Raw genomic sequence first — 18674 nt, forward strand, 5'->3', positions numbered from 1 at the left:
GTTTTTACAGGGAAGCGATCATGGATATTTCCACATTCACGTATTTGGGCAAATTAGCCACTTCAACGGTTTCCCTTGCTGGTGCGGTTGCCTCGTCAAAATAAGTAGCGTAGACCTCATTTATTTGAGCAAAATTCCCCATATCACTAATAAAGATGGACGTTTTAATCACATTGCTGAAATCCATTCCAGCAGCAGTTAATACCGCTTTCATGTTTTCCATGACCTGCTTGGTTTCGGTTTTTATATCGTCCATAACCAATTCGCCTGTGGCAGGATCTATGGCTACCTGTCCCGAAGTATAAAGCATGTTACCCAATTGTACAGCTTGGCTGTAGGGGCCAATAGGAGCAGGGGCGTTAGGAGTGTTGATTATTTTTTTCATCTGGTGTTTTTTTGAATTATAGCCTTCTGTCGGCCTCTCGACGTTTGTCGTATTTAATGTCTTTAAGGATACCTCTAATGCCTATAAAGAAGTTCCACGAAGTATTTCTTGCACCAATGGGCGTCCAACTAAACCAACTGTACCAACTCTCCAAATCCCTTTCAAATCGGAGTTGGGTTAAGGTAACCCCTTTGTTTTTAAAATCATATCCCGAAGAAACCCGTACGCTCCATCGTGGCGAGAGCTCTACACTGGAACTGAGCATGATAGATTGAGACGAAATCTCGTTCTGTCGGACCGAATTGCTATAGGTCATCGTGTAAGCCATTCGCAGGTTCCAAGGGATTTCATAATTATACCAAGATTGTCCCTTGTCTTTCGTTTTCTTTCGTTGCTGCGATGCCCTATTGTCTATGGGTGAATCCACACCAAACAAGTCGTCTGGTCGACCTCCATTTCTAAAGGTATCATTCTCGAAATTTCCATCATCTTCAGGCTCATCATCATCTTTGCCTTGAAAGTCTTTGCTTGAGAAGGAATAATTAAAGCTCACATTTGCTGCCGTTAGCCTAAACAGACTTCCCCCATTATCAATATTGAAACGGTCGATGCGCTGGTTGTTGTTGTCCAGTGCATAAGGATCTAATGACCCATTTAAGTTCAATTCCAGTTTTTCTATAATAGGAATTCCTGCAGAAAAACGAATCGGACTAAAGTTTAGGGAATCTGCAGAGAAGCTGTAGTTTCCAGCGAAATTCAAATTGTTGATCAATGATATTTTCTTAGGTTCGGTCGCTGTTGTGTCCCGATCCCGTACTTTGGCTTCTATCGTATTGTTCAAGGAGTAGGAGAGCCCACTGGAATAGTTGTTGCTCGGTGCGCCATAGAGCGTTCCTTCGAAACGGGAATACTGCACAATTTCATCCTGTACCAAGGGATCTGCCGATTGTGTTGGGATTACGTATTCATCATAAAACTGATCGAATGCTGGACTTACACTGTAACTTATGGAAGGGCGCATGGTATGGCGAATGGCCTGTATTTTACCACCTTCTTTTTTTGGTGTGTAATCCCCGTAAAGCGTGGTTCCCAAACTCGTTGAAAAACTATACGTTCTATAACTGTCGAAACCTGAAACCGTATCGCGAACCACACTACTCGTTTCTGTATCGTACGATTGATCGAACGTTCTTCCTACCCAAACTTCTTCATAATTGGCTCCCATGGACATACTTAAGTAGTCGAAGAGCTTAAAGTTGGTACTTAGTGGAATGGTATGACGCGCACCGATGCGGGCATCATCGAACATTTCTTTTTTGAAGAAAAGTGAATCTGTGGTTTGTATCCTGTTTTCGGAAACCACATTGTATTGTAGGTTGATATTTTGTAAAGCCCCTTTCTTTACACCGCTTTTCGGTGCGAAAGGGAAAACCCGTGAAACGCTTCCATTAAAGTTGGGCAAAGACATATTTATGACTTCGGTCTGCGTATTCTGACTGTGTGTTGCAGCAATAGTAAAGCTTACCTCCGGTTGGGTGGGGATGGTTTTTGAATAGGAAACCGACGAGCTCAAGGTATTTACTAGCTGACTGGCATTGTTCGTCTGATTGATACTTTGCTGAAGGAATCGACTACTTCCCAAATTAACCGAAGCACTGAATCGCGAATTCGGGCTCGATTTAGGGTCTTGGGTGTGGCTCCAACGGATATTATACAACGTACTCTGACTGAAATCCGGGAATCCCCGTTCGCTTTCAATGAGGCTTTCATATCGAAAACTAAGGTTCCCCCGAAATTTATAGCGAAGTGCGTAATCACTATCACCCCGCAATCCATAACTTCCATTGGTATAGTAGTCCCCCGTTAGGGTTAGATCTACATAATCATTCAATGCGAAATAATATCCACCGTTTTGAAAAAAGAATCCCCGCCTATTTTGCTCACCAATATTAGGAAATATGAACCCTGAAGTACGATCTTGGGTAATAGGGAAAAACGCAAAAGGCAATCCAATGGGGGTAGGGACATCGGCGATGTACATATTTACCAGACCGGTCACCACCTTTTTCTTGGGAACGAATTTCGCTTTACGCGCCAGAAAGTAATACTCGGGATCTTCGGTTCTTTCGGAGGTGGTAAACTTTACATTCTTAAAGTAGTATACCGAGTCGTTTTCCCGTTTGGTAATGGCTGGGATAAATTTTACCCCATCCTGTTCTGTGGCCGAGTTGTATGAAATGGCCTTTTTGGTATCCATATTAAACCGAATGGAATCTGGCTCTACCTTATTTGGTCCCTGAACGAAAATAGGCGCTTGACTGTACACTCCCGCACTGTCTATTCCTTTGGCGTAAACTTCGTTTTTGTTGTAATCTAAGATAATAAGTCCTGCATCTATGCGAAGATCTTCGTAAACGATATAGGCTTCATTATACATATACACCTTTCCTTCCTTTCGATCCACATAGACATAATCCTCTCCATAGTATTCTACCACATCGGTGAGCAATTCGTTTTTTGGCTTTATGGTGTCAGTCTTTACAGTATCGACGGGTACTTGGGAAAGTGTAATTTCCTGCGTGAGCAGCGTATCCCTTTTTTCCTGGATTAAAGTATCTTCTTTAGCTCGAATGATTACACCACCGCGTGCAGGAGGGTCCTGAGCAAATAAAGCAGTGCTGCAGCAGAGCAGAAAGATATAGATTGGAAGTAAAAGGTGCCTCTTTATATGCAATGTTAAAAGTCTATGTATTGTAGATATCTTTTGTGATAAATAAATTTTGATTTCCCCAAACCTACCATCGCAATTAATAAATTGGCTTAGTTTTTGAATGCCCAAAATTAAGCATATTTTTTGGGCTTAGATTTCGAATAACAAAATTTTAAAATATCAGTATCAATACTGCGTTTCATCTATATGAGAACTAAACCGCTACTCATTTTCGTGCTATTTATAGGAATTTTAACTTCCTACGCTTTTATTAGCCACAATAACGATACCACAAACCCCTTTGTCGTCGTATTGGATGCGGGTCATGGAGGTAAAGACGGAGGTAAGTACCATAAAGGGTTGAAGGAGAGTGATATTGCACTAAGTATTACTTTAAAAGTGGGGGCTATTTTGGAAAAAGATCCCAACTTCAAGGTAATCTATACCCGTAAGACAGACGTGTTCGTTAACTTGTTTGAAAGGGGAGCAATAGCCAATAGAGCAGACGCCGATCTTTTTGTTTCCATCCATTGCAATGCACACAATTCGCAGGCCCATGGGGCGGAAACCTTTGTATTGGGACTACATGCCAACGAACGGAATATGGAAGTGGCCAAAAAGGAGAACGAAGTAATTTTCTTGGAGGATAATTATGAAGAAAACTATGCCGGCTATGATCCAGACTCTCCTGAATCATTTATCGGCCTAAGTATTTTACAGGCAGAATATCTGGATCAGAGCATTATGTTGGCGGGTCTGATACAAAACAACTTTGTAAATAAACTGAAACGTAAGGACAGAAGTGTTAAGCAGGCAGGTTTCATCGTATTGCACCAAAGTTATATGCCTAGTGTGTTGATAGAAACGGGCTTCCTTACCAATAAGAAAGAAGGCGCTTATCTCAATTCTAAGAAAGGGCAGAACGATATGGCAAGCTCTATTGCAGATGCCGTTAAAAGCTATAGAAAGAACCTGGCTCTGGCGACCAGCGATGCCCAAAACCCAGTCATTACCCAAGACGAAATCGAAGAAGCCATAGAAAGTACGGAGGAGAAAATCTACGAAGGCGTTATTTTCAAAGTGCAATTGGCGGCCAGTAGCAGAAAACTGGAGCCAAAGCCATACAATTTCAAGGGATTGGAAGAAATAACCTGGAATAAGGAAGATACCCTCTACAAATATTACTATGGCGAAACGAGCGATTACAATAAAATCCAGCTCATGAAAACCTATGCTAGGGAAAAAGGATATCCTTCCAGTTATGTGGTTGCTTTTCGAAATGGTGAAAAGGTGAAATTGGCCGATGTCCTTTCGGATGAACCTCAATAAACCCTTGCAAACATTGATTTTTTAGTAATTCTTCTTTAGGAAAAGGGCACTACGTAGTTTTACGTATTTTTCTAAAAATGATCCATTTTGCCTGTGATTTTTGCCCAGAACTGAGTAAGTTTGAGGTAAAAACTACCCAATGGCAACTGAACCCACTACCCCAAAAAAAGCAGATACAAGTCCTCCTAAAAACAATGGGACAATCATTTCGGATGCAGTAAAGGCAGAACTGCGTGAAGAAATCAACAGTATGATTTCCTTTGCCGTTTTCAACGGTACTATCATCAATACCGAAATACTGAATGGCATAAACAATGATGATGTTGAAAGCTTGGTGAATACACATAACCTACTTTGTAAAAACATTGCACCCGCTACGCCCAAATCCATTAAATACATTCGTACCTGTAAACAAGATGTTACCAATAATATGAAACTAAGCAAGATTCCTTTGGTAAGGAATTTAATCATCTTGTCCATCCTGTTTTTAGCGATTTTTATTCTCACAGGGATGTCCGCCGATGTCAATGACGATTCCCTCGATAAGGGAATTATGGAAAATGAAGGATGGTCTTTATTGCTTAACCTGGCGTTTTTATCGTCCATTGCCGGTCTTGGCGTATTATTCTATCTTCTAAAGAACGTTACGGTAGCCGTAAAGAATAGCACTTTGGTCCCTGAAGACAATATCTACTATTTTGCGCTTATTGTTTTGGGGGTGATTTCGGGTTTAATTCTTTCAGAAATCATATCCTTTTATGACAAAGACCCAAACAGTATTAATCTTTTTAGTAAAAGTGTACTCGCGCTTATAGGCGGTTTCTCTTCCGATGCCATCTTTAGTGTGCTTCAAGGTATCATTGATCGAATTAAAGCCATATTCATTACATCCAGTTAGTTATGATTACCGAGGAAAACTTTAAAAAGATCATTCCAGATGTTAGCTGGGACCGCGCTTCAAAATTTGTGAACTTGTTCGATACAACCTTGCCTGCTTACGGTATCGATACCCCATTACGAAAGGCCCATTTTTTGGCTCAGGTGGCCCATGAAAGTGGAGGCTTTAAGTATGTGGTGGAAAATTTGAATTATTCCGCCAAAGCCTTGTACGGAGTGTTTCGCAAATACTTTCCCAATATGAACTTGGCCAACCAATATGCCCGCCAACCCGAAAAGATTGCCAATCGTGTATATGCAAATAGAATGGAGAACGGGGATGAAGCCAGTGGTGATGGATGGAACTACAGGGGTAGGGGACTTATACAGCTTACGGGTAAGGCGAACTATAGAATGTTTTCCGAGTACACCCAACAGGATTTTCTGGGGCAACCCGATCTGGTAGCGACTCCCCAATGGGCATTGGCTTCTGCCTGCTGGTTTTGGAAAAAGAACAATATTAACCGATATGCCGATGCCGACGATATCCATATGGTCACTAAACGGATCAATGGTGGGTACAACGGTCTTCAAAGCAGACAACACTTTTTGGACGAGTTCAAAAAGCTATACGGTATTTAAACGCAGCAACCTACTTTGCTGATATGCTGACTTTGGAAGCGTTTTTATTTCTGAAAACGTCGTTCTTCTTCTGTACATAATCTTTTTTCAAAAGCATGCTATAATCATATTTATTCCTACATTTGTTTGGTAATAAAAAAGCAAACATTTGAAACTCTCTAGAGAAGTAAAAACAGCGATTTTAGTTCTTTCCGGAATTCTCCTGTTCATTTTTGGGTATAGCTTTTTGAAGAATTCAGATCTTCTGAATACTTCAAAAGTGTTCTACGTAAAATATGACAATGTAGCTGGCTTGGCCACTTCAGCCCCAGTAACCATTAATGGACTGGCTGTAGGAAAGGTAATGGAGATTGATTTTGCCGATAGGAGCGGGAAATTGGTAGTGAAGTTTTCGGTAGAAAAGGATTTTCAGTTCTCCAAGAAGAGCATGGTGCAGATTTACAGTAGTGGATTCATTGGCGGGAATAACTTAGGAATCATTCCGGATATGAGCACTAATGTGATGGCCGTTTCTGGAGACACCTTAAAAGGGGAGATCCAATCAGGAATGATCGATGGAATCATTGAGAAATTCGACCCATTAGAGAAAAGCCTGATGCAGACCCTTGGACGTTTGGATACGGTGTTGAATGGAGTGAACGAAGTTTTGGATGAAGATACCAAAGCCAATTTGCGTTCGAGTATTGCCAATCTAAATCAGACGATGGCAAGCTTCAAGGGAGCTTCCCAGAACTTCAATAGCCTATTGAATACCAACAAGGAGAAAATGACCAACACCTTGTCCAATCTAGATACCACGGCAGCCAACTTCGCTAAGCTTTCAGATTCCTTAGCGCAAATCAATGTGAGCAGTCTGGCTTCTAATTTAGAGAACACCATTGGTCAATTAAACGAGCTTTCAGAAGGCATTAAGAATGGAGAAGGAAGTCTGGGCAAGCTGTTGAAAGACGAAGAACTATATAACAATCTAACAGGCGCCTCCCTTCAGCTAGAGCAGCTATTGGAGGATATGAAGCTCAACCCCAAACGATACGTTCATTTCTCTTTGTTCGGGAAACGACCCAAAGCCTACGAAACACCCAAAGATTCGGTTAACTAATGCAATACATTCCTAACATACTCTTTTTATTGGCCCTGATTCTAGGGATTGGCTATTTTACACGAAACATTCGTAAAGTCATCCGTAACATTAAGTTGGGGCAGGAAGTAGATTCTTCTGACAATAAAGGACAGCGTTGGAACAATGTTATTCGAATTGCATTGGGGCAATCGAAAATGGTGGTACGTCCTATTGCAGGGCTGCTTCACATTGTGGTATACCTTGGGTTCATTATCATTAACATAGAAGTGCTTGAGATCATCATAGATGGCCTATTTGGTACCCATCGTGCTTTTGCCTTCATGGGCGGGTTCTATGGTTTCCTAATAGCATCTTTTGAGATTCTGGCCGTTTTGGTGTTCGTATCGGTGATTGTCTTCTGGATTCGCCGAAACATTCAGCGTTTAAAGCGTTTTCTTAGTCCAGAGATGAAAGGCTGGCCTAAGAATGATGGAAATATCATTCTTTACTTCGAAATGGTGTTGATGACATTGTTCTTGGTTATGAATGCCACAGACATTTCTTTTCAGGAAATGAATTCTGGTAATATTGTATCTAAGCACATCGCAGGATGGTTTGGTGGTACTTCGGTAGAGACACTGCATATCATTGAGCGCACTGCTTGGTGGCTTCATATATTGGGAATCTTGGTATTCCTTAACTATTTGTATTTCAGTAAGCACTTGCATATTATTTTGGCATTTCCCAATGTGTATCACGGAAGGCTCGCTCCCAAGGGGCAGTTTAAGAATTTAGAATCGGTTACCAATGAGGTGAAGTTAATGATGGATCCCAATGCAGATCCATTTGCCGCGCCAGCGGAAGGAGCCGAAGCCCCTGCCAAGTTTGGAGCCAGTGACGTAATGGATTTATCGAGGATTCAATTACTGAATGCCTATACCTGTACTGAATGTGGTCGATGTACCAGTGAGTGCCCAGCCAACCAAACAGGAAAGAAACTATCGCCTCGAAAGATCATGATGGATACCCGGGATCGTTTGGAAGAAGTAAGTAAGAACATTGATAAGAACGGAACTTTCGAACCCGATGGGAAACAGTTGTTGGATGATTATATTACAAGGGAAGAACTATGGGCCTGTACCACTTGCAATGCCTGTGTACAAGCCTGTCCAGTAAGTATAGATCCACTGTCAATTATTATGGACATGCGCCAGTATTTGGTGATGGAACAATCGGCAGCTCCTTCAGAGCTTAACGTGACCATGACCAATATAGAGAACAATGCGGCACCATGGCCATTCAATCAGATGGATCGTGCCAATTGGATAAATGAGTCATAAGAAAAGAATCGTTCTTTTAGGTATTTTAGTTTTTGCTGGGATGTCCAGCCTATTGGCGCAACAGCGGGATTACAGGAAGGATTCCCTTCAGTTTAAAATGTATACCCGTATTTATGTGAACAAGTCCATAGAACTGGATTCCGTAGTAGTAAAAAAGATTTTCTGCGACTATTGTTCCGAGAAACAATTGGAGGTTTTACGCGAAGAAGCGTTCCGCAGAAGTGTCTACGAAAGTAGAAACCCAAAATATAGAAAACCGGGTGAGCACAGGCTGGCCCTTTATATACGACTGAGTAAAGTAGATTTTAAAGCGTTAAACGACGAAGAAGATGAATAAAGACGAAGTAGAGAAGTTATTACACGAAAAGGTAGAAAGCGGTGAAACAGTAAGTCCTGTATTGCCCGAGGGAGTAAAGAATTACCTCATCGATATAGATGGCACCATTTGTGATGATATTCCGAATGAAGAACCAGAACGGATGGCAACGGCAAAGCTATATCCAGATGCCTTGCACACCCTAAACAAATGGTATGATGAAGGCCATATTATTTGCTTTTTTACCTCGCGTACCGAGGAACATAGGGAAGTGACGGAAGAATGGTTGAATAAACACGGATTTAAGTATCATTCCATGCTTATGGGAAAACCCCGTGGAGGAAATTATCACTGGATCGATAATCACTTGGTAAAAGCCACAAGGTATAAAGGCAAGTTCACCGATTTGGTCGAAAAAGAAGTAACTATTGAAGTTTTTAAAGATTAATATGAGATACATTTTTATACTATTCCTTTTTGCTACCGCTTTAAGTTGGGGGCAAGGAGTGACGCAATCTGAAGAAGAAGTGCGAAAATTGATAAGTAAATCATGGCTTATGGATGCAGCACGCCAAAATGGGAAGGCCATGATGCAAATGGAGGGACAGAAGAAGAACATGATGTTTGTCTTCCGGGAAGACAATACCTTCGATTTCATCGAGAATGGGAAACAATCGGCCGTAGGGGAGTGGCGACTTAACCCAGAACGTAAATGCATTGCACTTGCCATACAACAGAAAATTAGTTTATTGATTACTTCCCTTAACGAGCAAGAGTTCGTAGCGATTACGCCTGCTCAGTATACTGCTCCAGAAGGAAGTCAGAAAATGGAAGTTGTATTTAAAGTAGTAAATTAAGAAGTACATGTCAGCACCTATTAAAGTTCCAACAATGGCCGAATACATGGCACAAGGGAAAAACCCGGAAGTTCTTTTTTGGGTTGGATGTGCAGGTAGTTTCGACGATAGGGCCAAGAAAATAACCAAAGCTTTCGCCCGATTGTTGAATGAAGCTGGAGTGGAGTTTGCTGTGTTGGGAACGGAAGAAGGTTGTACGGGAGATCCTGCCAAACGTGCGGGGAACGAGTTTCTTTTTCAAATGCAAGCCATGATGAACATTCAAGTGCTCAATGGTTATGAAATAAAGAAGATCGTTACCACCTGTCCCCATTGTTTCAATACCATAAAAAATGAATACCCAGAATTGGGAGGCACTTACGAAGTGATGCACCATACCCAATTTTTGAAATCCCTATTGAACGAGGGTAGGCTTAAGGTAGAAGGAGGCAAGTTTAAAGGAAAACGCATTACTTTCCACGACCCTTGTTATTTGGGCCGAGCCAACAATGAATATGAAGCTCCAAGGGAGTTATTGCAAAAGCTGGAGGTAGAGCTTATAGAAATGAAGCGTTGTAAAACACGTGGATTATGTTGTGGAGCAGGAGGCGCACAGATGTTTAAAGAACCTGAAAAAGGGAATAAAGACATCAATGTTGAGCGTACTGAGGAAGCCCTGGAAACCCAACCAGAAATTATAGCTGCGGGATGCCCGTTCTGCAATACTATGATGACCGACGGCGTTAAGAGTAAAGAGAAGGAAGATAGCATTGAGGTGATGGACGTAGCCGAAATGATCGCCAATGCAAAGGATTTATAGAGCATGTTAGCAGATTTTAACGATTTACCAGATAATTCGAGGATTTGGATATACCAATCCAATAGAAAACTTTCCGAAGAGGAAGTTTCGCATATAAATGAAAAAACCGCCCATTTCCTGCAACAATGGACCGCTCATGGTTCCGATTTGGAAGCAGGTTTTGAGGTGAAATACAACCGATTTATCATCATTGGCCTTAACCAAACCAATGCCTCCGCTTCCGGCTGTAGTATCGACGCATCGGTACATTTTATTCAGTCGTTAGAAAATGAATTCGGAGTAGACTTATTGGATAAAATGAACGTTACTTTCTATAATGGAGACTTCATTGCCCATAAGTCCTTGGCCGATTTCAAACAAATGGCAAAGAACAGATCGGTATCCCCAAATACGGTTGTTTTCAATAACCTCGTGAATACCAAGGCCGAATACCTTGAGTATTGGGAAGTTCCCGCAAAAGATAGCTGGCATAGCCGTTTTTTAGCATAATTTTAGTATAGTTTTTGTTACCTTAGATTCTATGAAGCATTTCATAGCAACCTCACTTTTCCTAGCCTTTTCTTTATTGGGGTATGCCCAACAGATTAACCCGCTTTTGGTGGTAGAGACCGAACAACCTTACCAGCAACAATGGGTAGACAGTGTGTATGGGGCTATGAGCTTGCAGGAAAAAATTGGACAGTTGTTCATGGTCGATGTTTTTTCGAGCGACCCCAAGTCCAAAACCGATCAAATAAAGGACCTTATTACCGACTATTATATAGGAGGTATTATCTTTTCAAAAGGAGGTCCTGTTAGACAAGCACATCTCAATAATGAGTTTCAGGAGCTTTCTAAAACCAAATTGCTTATTGGTATGGATGCCGAATGGGGACTGGCCATGCGCTTGGATTCGACCTTTGCATATCCATGGAACATGACCTTGGGAGCCATTAAGGACGATCGTATTGTCGAGCAGGTAGGAAAGCGCATTGGAGAGCACTCCAAGCGTATGGGGGTTCATTTCAACTTTGCCCCGGTTGTAGATATTAATACAAACCCTAAGAATCCTATCATTGGGAATCGTTCTTTTGGGGAAGACCGTGAGAACGTTTCCAAAAAGGCGATTGCCTTCATGAAAGGAATGCAAAGCGCCGGTGTTTTGGCCAATGCCAAGCATTTCCCGGGCCATGGTGATACGGATGCCGATTCGCACAAAACATTGCCTACCCTTTTATTCGATAAGGAACGGATAGACTCGTTGGAGCTATATCCCTACAAACAAATTATTAGTGAAGGATTGAGCAGCGTTATGGTAGCCCACCTTAATATTCCGTCCATTGTGCATGAATCGGGATACCCCTCATCCATTTCAAAAAATGTAGTAACCAATATCCTCCAAGGAGAGCTTGGTTTTAACGGTTTAATCTTTACCGATGCCTTGAATATGAAAGGTGCGGCCGATTTCAAACAACCTGGAGAGATCGATTTAGCGGCTTTCTTGGCTGGAAACGATGTCCTTCTCATTTCTGAAAATGTACCTAAAGCACATAATATGCTTGTTAGGGCATATCGTGAAGGAGCTATTACCGAAGAACGTTTGGCACATTCGGTTAAGAAGATATTGCTCGCCAAATACAAGGTAGGACTCAACGATTATGTACCTGTTGCAGCTGAAAATATAGTAGAAGAACTCAATGCAGCCGAAGATTATGCGCTGTACGAAGAAGCCATGGAAAAGGCCTTGACCATAGTCAAGAATGATTCGGCCATATTACCCATAAAGAACCTTAAGGATACCAAAATTGCCTATGTAAACTTTGGGGATGATAGTGGAAAAGAGTTTTTGAAGTACTTGAGAAAGTATTCCGATATCGACTGGATCCGTGCTAATAGCCTGTCTAGTTATGTAAAAAAGCTTGAAAAGTATGACTATGTCATCGTAGGCTTTCATAAATCGAACGCCAATCCTTGGAAAGGATACAAGTTGGAAGACAAGGAGTTGGTTTGGTTGTACGAGATTGCAAGGACCAATAAAGTCATACTAGACGTATTTACGCGTCCTTATGCGTTGTTGGATATTACCGCAACAGGGAATTTTGAAGGGATTATTGTTTCCTATCAGAATAGTAAGGTAGCGCAACAATTATCGGCCCAGCTTATTTTTGGAGCCAGAGGTGCCGAAGGACAATTACCGGTTTCTGCGGGAGAGGACTTTCCTGTAAATACCTCTATTGTTACCAAAGACGTAAATCGCTTGCAATATGGAACGGCCGAAAGCGTGGGTCTGTCTTCCCATAAATTGAAGAAAGTAGATTCTTTGGCGCGAATTGGTGTTTGGGCGGGTATGATGCCCGGTGCACAAATATTGATAGCACGCAAAGGAAAGGTGGTCTATAGTAAGAACTTCGGTCATCATACTCCAGAAAAGAAGATTAGGGTACGAGACGACGACGTGTATGATGTAGCATCGCTTACCAAGATTTTGGCAACGCTACCTTTAACCATGGAGTTGTACGATAGGAACATTATTAACATGGATACCAAGATTTCGGAAATGCTTCCGGAATTCAAGCGGTCCAATAAGGCTAATATCAGTTTAAAGCGAATGTTGACGCATACAGGTAGGCTAAGGGCTTGGATTCCATTTTACATTAATACTATAGATTCCGTTACCCAGTTACCTTCAGATAAGTATTATGCGAAAGAAAAGTCGAAGGAATTCCCAACAAGGGTGGCAAAGGACTTATTTGCTCGCAAGGATATTACCGATACGATTTACGACCTTATCAAGAAAAGTGATTTACGCCAACGATCCGGATATAAATACAGTGATTTACCCTATTATTTAATAAAAAAATACTTGGAAGATTTCTACGGTACTCCTATGGATCGATTGGTGCAACGCAATATATATGAGTCATTAGGAGCCAATTACACTCTATTTAATCCGTTGTCCCGTTTCGACAAGGATGATATTGCTCCCACGGAAAACGATAGTTATTTCCGAATGCAGAAAGTTCATGGCTATGTTCACGACCAAGGAGCTGCAATGATGGGTGGTGTTTGTGGGCATGCAGGATTGTTTAGTAATGCCAATGATGTGGCGAAGATCATGCAGATGTACCTTAATAAAGGTTTTTACGGGGATAAGCGTTACTTTAAACCAGAAACCGTAGATGCTTTTAATACTTGTTATTATTGCGATAATGATGTGCGTAGGGGAGTAGGGTTCGATAAACCCCAATTGGGAGATGTTGGGCCTACTTGTGGTTGTGTGTCTATGACCAGTTTTGGTCACAGTGGTTTTACAGGAACATTTACGTGGGCCGATCCAGAAGAGGATATTGTGTATGTATTTCTTTCTAACAGAACCTTTCCCACGGCAGACAACCGCAAATTGATCGGGAGTAATTTAAGAAGCAATATACAGGAAGCCATCTACAATGCCATCATACGGGAAGAACCAGAAACAACAAAACTAACGATTGTAGAAGAATGAAAATAGCCATTGTTTGTTACCCAACCTTCGGGGGAAGTGGCGTGGTTGCTACAGAGCTGGGAATTGCCCTAGCCGAAAGAGGACACGAAATTCATTTCATTACCTATAAACAACCGGTACGACTGGAATTGCTGTCTTGGAACATTCAATTTCACGAAGTTTCGGTACCGCAATATCCACTGTTTAAGTACCAACCTTATGAGTTGGCACTTTCCAGTAAGCTGGTGAATATTGTAAAGCAATACAAGATAGATCTGCTTCATGTACATTATGCCATTCCCCATGCCTATGCAGGTTATATGGCGAAGCAAATGTTGAAGGCAGAAGGAATCCATGTGCCCATGGTCACTACCTTGCACGGAACCGATATTACACTGGTAGGAAACCATCCATTTTATAAGCCCGCTGTAACTTTCAGTATCAATGAAAGCGACGTGGTTACCTCGGTATCACAGAGTTTGAAGGATGATACGTTACGATTGTTCGATGTACATAAGGAAATCCAAGTGGTGCCCAATTTTATCGATGTTTCCAAATACAACAACACCTTTACCGACTGTCAACGGGATATGATGGCAGCGCCTCATGAGCGAATCATTACCCATATTAGTAATCTGCGTCCTGTAAAACGTGTCATGGATATTATTGAGGTGTTCGATCGTATCGTGAATGAAATTCCTGCCAAACTATTGTTGGTTGGAGATGGGCCGGAGAAGAAACCAGCAGAGGAATTGTGTCGTAGAAAAGGAATTTCGGACAAGGTAATTTTCTTCGGAAATAGTAGCGAAATAAACAAAATCCTTTGCTTTAGTGATCTGTTCCTACTTCCTTCGGAAAAAGAAAGCTTTGGTCTGGCTGCTCTAGAAGCTATGGCCAGTGGCGTTCCTGTTATTTCTTCTAACACGGGAGGTTTGCCCGAAGTAAACGAAGACGGAATTAGCGGTTATTTAAGCAATGTAGGGGATGTGCGTGATATGTCCATGAAAGCCCTTTCTATTTTAAAGGATCCAGAGACCCTTGCACAATTTAAGAGTCAAGCTAGAGAATCAGCACAAAAATTTGATACCAAGAATATTCTTCCCCTTTATGAAGCCGCTTACGAATTGGCTTTTGAAAACGTGGGCAACGGTATTTAATCGATTTTCAAATATTTCTTTGGTGTATCCTTACCGTCACCCCAATTGTTGTTTCGGTCTGCTTTAGGTCGACAAATCTGCTACTAAATTAGGATCGGCGTTCGGATTATAGGCATCCAGTTTCACGTCCTTCAAGAAACCATTCGTGAATACTTTGGCCATTTCTTGAGAGAGTAGGGCCGAACGGTAATCCATCCATTTCTGGGCGTCTGCACCAAACATATGGTCTGCCAATCCAGGGAATTCCCAATCGGCATTCTTACCCCAGTGAATGGTAAAGGGAATTTGGTGTTGTTGTAATACTTCAATCATACGCTGAGCATACTTCTCCAAACTAATGATCTTATCAGAACCTTCCCAAATAATACCGTCAATCTCGACCATGCAGGTAAATGGATACTTGGCAAACGAGATCAGTCCATCCGATTTTTGAATAAACCGCATGGCAAATATGCCGGGGACAGGACCTTCGTTGTTCGTAAGATCCGTCAACACCTTTAATGCTTTAGAAGAATTGGCGTGATCCACACCAAAAGAGCAGGCAAAGGCCTTGCCTTGATATCCTGCATCCCAGAAAATTTCGGAAAGCTTCCCTACAATGACTTTATTTTCGTCGGGCAGTATGCTATTACTTAATGCCTTCACGAATTTTGGAATGGCCTTGGGGAACTTTTCAGAAATCTTGACCAGTAAATAGATCAAGTCCCGATAAACAAACTCCTTCATGAAAGGAATGGGGTTGCCAAACTTCTGCTTGTATTGCGGATCGAAAGGCATTTTATACATCAGTTCTACAGGCACTGTGTCTTCATTACTGTACTGATTGATGTATATTTTATAATGATAAGGACGTAATGGATTCCCCTGAGCATCAGTTTTTTCAGGGATTTTAATGGGTGAATTTTTAAAATCCAAGGTGTCTGCCAATGCCAACGCATCGGCCTTCTTCACCTTAATCACATGACGCGATAGGAGGTAGTGGTCTTCAGCTTCAATCACAACTCCATGAATAAATCCAAATGATCCGAGGCCTACCAAGGCAGCATTAAAAAGCCCGTCATTTCGAATCACCCTTGCATTCAACTGGGCTGCAAAAGCATTACTTAAAGCAGGTTTTGTATGACGCTCAAGGTATACGACATCCTGTGGATTGGGACCTAGAATAAGATTGAGTCCTACCACATAATCCTGAACGGACCCAACATCAATTCCCGAACCATGCACGCCTGTAGAAATACACCCCGCTATGGTCTGACCATTACTGGCACCACTTGCCTTGAGGGATTTCCCCAGCCTTTCCAGGTAGAAAGAAGTTTCTTTAATCGTATTCCCGCATTGCAATAAATGTAGATTGTCACTTTGATACGGACTATTACCGTGCATGTCCGATGGCTGAATGGCAATCTTCACATTGAGATTGGCTGTAAAATGCATACGATCTTTTTGATGGGCAATGGACGACATGGACCAGCGCGCACCAAAGGAACGGAAACCGTGATTTTGGTTAGAAGCCACCAATAGCAATCGGCGCATTTCGTTTGCTGCATCGTTGTAACGATCCAGCGGATTGGGCATCATGTTCTTTTTCTCCATTTTGGTGGAAAGAAAGAATTTAAGGGGAAATGGACCATTTTTATGAATGGTGTTCCATCGTTCTCTAGGGGTTGTCTTTGTTGTTGCCATATCGTTTAGCCTTGATCTTTAACACATACATATTTTACTTTCATCTTCCGTTTCCTTCCGAAGGTGACCAGATAGAGGAGTACACCTCCAAAGGTGCTTCGGTATTCTACCGTATGCAACGCGCCCGATTCGCATGCATCGATATTAACGGGATTCTCATCGGTGGTTGTTTTAACGGTGATGATGGTATCTATAGTCCTAAATAATTGACCTCTGGCAGGATCTTCGTTGTCTTCATCATCAAAACCAGTATCGTCCAATTCGGGACCAAATCCATTGGTAACTTTCATCCTAACCGAATAGCAGGAGGACAGCATTAGGAGGGATAGGAATACGCAAAGTATTTTGAGGAATTTTGGAGTTTTCATTACTTAAGAAATTGGTTATCAAACTAATTGATTGCTAAGTTATAAATGAAAACTATGGGAGGAAAGAGGGAAAACCCCTTTTTTGTTAGGTGATTTTCAATAAAAAAGTCCCCAAAATGGGGACTTCTATATGTAAAAATGAGGTATTTCTTAAAATTGATAGCGGATACCAAGTGCAATATCGAAGTCTACGTCATCATCGACAAGATCACCTCCGAAACCGAATTCAGGTCTAAAATCCAGTGATAGGAGCAACGGAATATCGAAATCATATTCAATACCGATATCTCCTGCAGCGTAGAAATAAGTTTCGCTGTCGTCTGTACCTGCGGGAACATTATCCACACTGATGCTACCAACACCTCCACCGGCACCAACATACCAGTTAAAGTTGCCATCTAGGTTGAATACCCATTGGTAAAGACCTGTTAATCTAAAAGCATCGTAGTTGTCTCCTGTTCGCCATCCAAGGTCTAGTTCCAGACGATTATTTTCGCCTAAAGCACGTTGATAACTCACTTCGGTGCCAAATCCGTCGCTATCTCCTACACGTAGCCCTATGGCATTGTCTGAAATATTTTGGGAAAACCCGGTTGCAGATACAATCATTACAATAAATAAGAATGCAAATTTTCTCATGTTAGGTTGTTGTTTAATTAGTACACTGGAATAAATAACGTATTTACCCCTTCATTATTTCTTTGTAATTGTGAAATTACGAAACATATCCTAACAATTAATATGCCATTCGCTTATCGGTACTTTCAAATATTTTATCGGCAGAATTTGCAATAAAACCGGTAAATCCATGATAGCGATAGGCAAATTCGTAATAGCAGGAGGTCACAACGAATATACCTTCCTGAAACTGAACAGGAATATTATCGGCAACAATACTGGATTGCCGTAAAAGCTGCTCGGGGGTTCCTTTAATTTCGCCACCAGATGTATTGAGGACGAAACCTTTTTCCTTCAGGAATGCATTTACCGATTCCAAATTTGAAAAGGTTGTCAAATCATTTACGGCTACAGTAAAGTGATTCGCACAGAACCCGTTTACGTACAGCCAAGCGGCATATTCTGATTGTTCCAACAGTTGTGAATAAATTTCATAACTGGGCAGCTCCCATAGTCTTCCTGCAAAGAGCAATTCCATTGGGTCTAGTTTGTTGAAATCAATACTGTCGATAATCCGCTGTATCTGTAATCGAAATTCGATAGGGAATTCTTCAATTTTCAATTCACTAATGAAAATCAATGGGAGGGAAGGATTCGTTTTGTGCGCCAAATGTTTGGCGTAGAGTTTTTTCTCTTCGAATACATAATCGTTCTTGAATTCGTATCCCAAGGCCAATGGCAAAGCGGCTAACTGATCAATGTTGATTCTGGGATCGTTAAAGGTTCTAAAAGCAATATGGTCATTGTTTACCGTATTCCCTTCATTTTCAAAGGCTTTTTTCACAAGTTCTGCGGAAGGCGTGGTGGCGGCATAGTCTTGCCACAATTTCTCGAATAATTGTGTTGTGTCCATAGCGGAATAATTATGATTAATTTTTGTTCAAAATTAAACCAAGTTTGTTATATATTTGCGATATTATAGTCAATATGTTATTTATTAAATTGATTTTGTGTTATTTTATTTCTATAGAACTGATTTTAAAAACATTTTGACTTTTTTCAATACTAAATGAA

At 41.4% G+C, this 18674-nt stretch carries 18 protein-coding genes; 12 read left to right on the plus strand and 6 right to left on the minus strand.

Annotation, left to right across the window (positions count from 1 at the left end):
• Positions 1–4: 4 nt before the first annotated feature.
• Positions 5–385: a RidA family protein gene (locus tag POV27_RS08925; RefSeq protein ID WP_272862404.1), complete on the minus strand. Its 381-nt coding sequence runs from the start codon at positions 383–385 to the stop codon at positions 5–7.
• A 16-nt stretch (positions 386–401) separates the two neighbouring features.
• Entirely contained in the window at positions 402–3119 is a 2718-nt protein-coding gene (locus tag POV27_RS08930; RefSeq protein WP_272862405.1) for a putative LPS assembly protein LptD, read from the minus strand.
• Between the two features lie 183 nt (positions 3120–3302).
• On the opposite strand from POV27_RS08930, the gene POV27_RS08935 reads away from it, so the two are divergent.
• From POV27_RS08935 to bshA, 12 genes are all read left to right on the plus strand, one after another.
• Positions 3303–4424: an N-acetylmuramoyl-L-alanine amidase family protein gene (locus tag POV27_RS08935; protein WP_272862406.1), complete on the plus strand. Its 1122-nt coding sequence runs from the start codon at positions 3303–3305 to the stop codon at positions 4422–4424.
• A gap of 139 nt (positions 4425–4563) precedes the next feature.
• Positions 4564–5322: a hypothetical protein gene (locus POV27_RS08940; protein WP_272862407.1), complete on the plus strand. Its 759-nt coding sequence runs from the start codon at positions 4564–4566 to the stop codon at positions 5320–5322.
• 2 nt (positions 5323–5324) lie between these two features.
• The gene (locus POV27_RS08945) at positions 5325–5942 is read left to right on the plus strand and encodes a glycoside hydrolase family 19 protein (RefSeq protein ID WP_272862408.1); all 618 of its coding nucleotides are present in this window, start codon (positions 5325–5327) and stop codon (positions 5940–5942) included.
• Between the two features lie 148 nt (positions 5943–6090).
• Positions 6091–7041 carry an MlaD family protein gene (locus tag POV27_RS08950; protein ID WP_272862409.1) on the plus strand — a complete coding sequence of 317 codons (951 nt, stop codon included), beginning with the start codon at positions 6091–6093 and terminating at the stop codon, positions 7039–7041.
• The gene (locus POV27_RS08955) at positions 7041–8342 is read left to right on the plus strand and encodes a 4Fe-4S dicluster domain-containing protein (protein WP_272862410.1); all 1302 of its coding nucleotides are present in this window, start codon (positions 7041–7043) and stop codon (positions 8340–8342) included. The genes POV27_RS08950 and POV27_RS08955 overlap by 1 nt, the downstream gene beginning before the upstream one ends.
• A complete protein-coding gene (locus POV27_RS08960; protein ID WP_272862411.1) occupies positions 8332–8679 on the plus strand; it encodes a hypothetical protein in 348 nt (115 codons plus the stop codon). Before POV27_RS08955 ends, POV27_RS08960 begins: the two co-directional genes overlap by 11 nt.
• Positions 8672–9106: an LNS2 domain-containing protein gene (locus POV27_RS08965; RefSeq protein ID WP_272862412.1), complete on the plus strand. Its 435-nt coding sequence runs from the start codon at positions 8672–8674 to the stop codon at positions 9104–9106. The genes POV27_RS08960 and POV27_RS08965 overlap by 8 nt, the downstream gene beginning before the upstream one ends.
• Before the next feature lies 1 nt (position 9107).
• Positions 9108–9515: a hypothetical protein gene (locus tag POV27_RS08970; RefSeq protein ID WP_272862413.1), complete on the plus strand. Its 408-nt coding sequence runs from the start codon at positions 9108–9110 to the stop codon at positions 9513–9515.
• A gap of 7 nt (positions 9516–9522) precedes the next feature.
• On the plus strand, positions 9523–10314 hold the full coding sequence (locus tag POV27_RS08975) for a (Fe-S)-binding protein (protein WP_272862414.1): 792 nt from the start codon (positions 9523–9525) through the stop codon (positions 10312–10314).
• Between the two features lie 3 nt (positions 10315–10317).
• The gene (locus POV27_RS08980) at positions 10318–10803 is read left to right on the plus strand and encodes an ABC transporter ATPase (protein WP_272862415.1); all 486 of its coding nucleotides are present in this window, start codon (positions 10318–10320) and stop codon (positions 10801–10803) included.
• Between the two features lie 31 nt (positions 10804–10834).
• Positions 10835–13795, plus strand: a complete 2961-nt coding sequence (locus POV27_RS08985) for a serine hydrolase domain-containing protein (protein ID WP_272862416.1) — start codon at positions 10835–10837, stop codon at positions 13793–13795.
• Positions 13792–14931 carry an N-acetyl-alpha-D-glucosaminyl L-malate synthase BshA gene (gene bshA, locus POV27_RS08990; protein ID WP_272862417.1) on the plus strand — a complete coding sequence of 380 codons (1140 nt, stop codon included), beginning with the start codon at positions 13792–13794 and terminating at the stop codon, positions 14929–14931. Before POV27_RS08985 ends, bshA begins: the two co-directional genes overlap by 4 nt.
• A 63-nt stretch (positions 14932–14994) precedes the next feature.
• On the opposite strand, the gene POV27_RS08995 is transcribed toward bshA, so the two are convergent.
• From POV27_RS08995 to POV27_RS09010, 4 genes are all read right to left on the minus strand, one after another.
• Positions 14995–16614: an FAD-linked oxidase gene (locus tag POV27_RS08995; RefSeq protein ID WP_272862418.1), complete on the minus strand. Its 1620-nt coding sequence runs from the start codon at positions 16612–16614 to the stop codon at positions 14995–14997.
• Between the two features lie 5 nt (positions 16615–16619).
• Positions 16620–16982, minus strand: coding sequence for a hypothetical protein (locus tag POV27_RS09000; protein WP_272862419.1), 363 nt, complete (start codon positions 16980–16982; stop codon positions 16620–16622).
• 150 nt (positions 16983–17132) lie between these two features.
• Entirely contained in the window at positions 17133–17621 is a 489-nt protein-coding gene (locus POV27_RS09005; protein WP_272862420.1) for a hypothetical protein, read from the minus strand.
• A 97-nt stretch (positions 17622–17718) separates the two neighbouring features.
• Positions 17719–18513, minus strand: coding sequence for a DUF1338 domain-containing protein (locus POV27_RS09010; protein ID WP_272862421.1), 795 nt, complete (start codon positions 18511–18513; stop codon positions 17719–17721).
• Positions 18514–18674 lie beyond the last annotated feature (161 nt).

Origin of the sequence: Aureisphaera galaxeae, from assembly GCF_028561275.1 — a bacterium.
In the GTDB taxonomy this organism is placed as follows: Bacteria; Bacteroidota; Bacteroidia; order Flavobacteriales; family Flavobacteriaceae; genus Aureisphaera; species Aureisphaera galaxeae.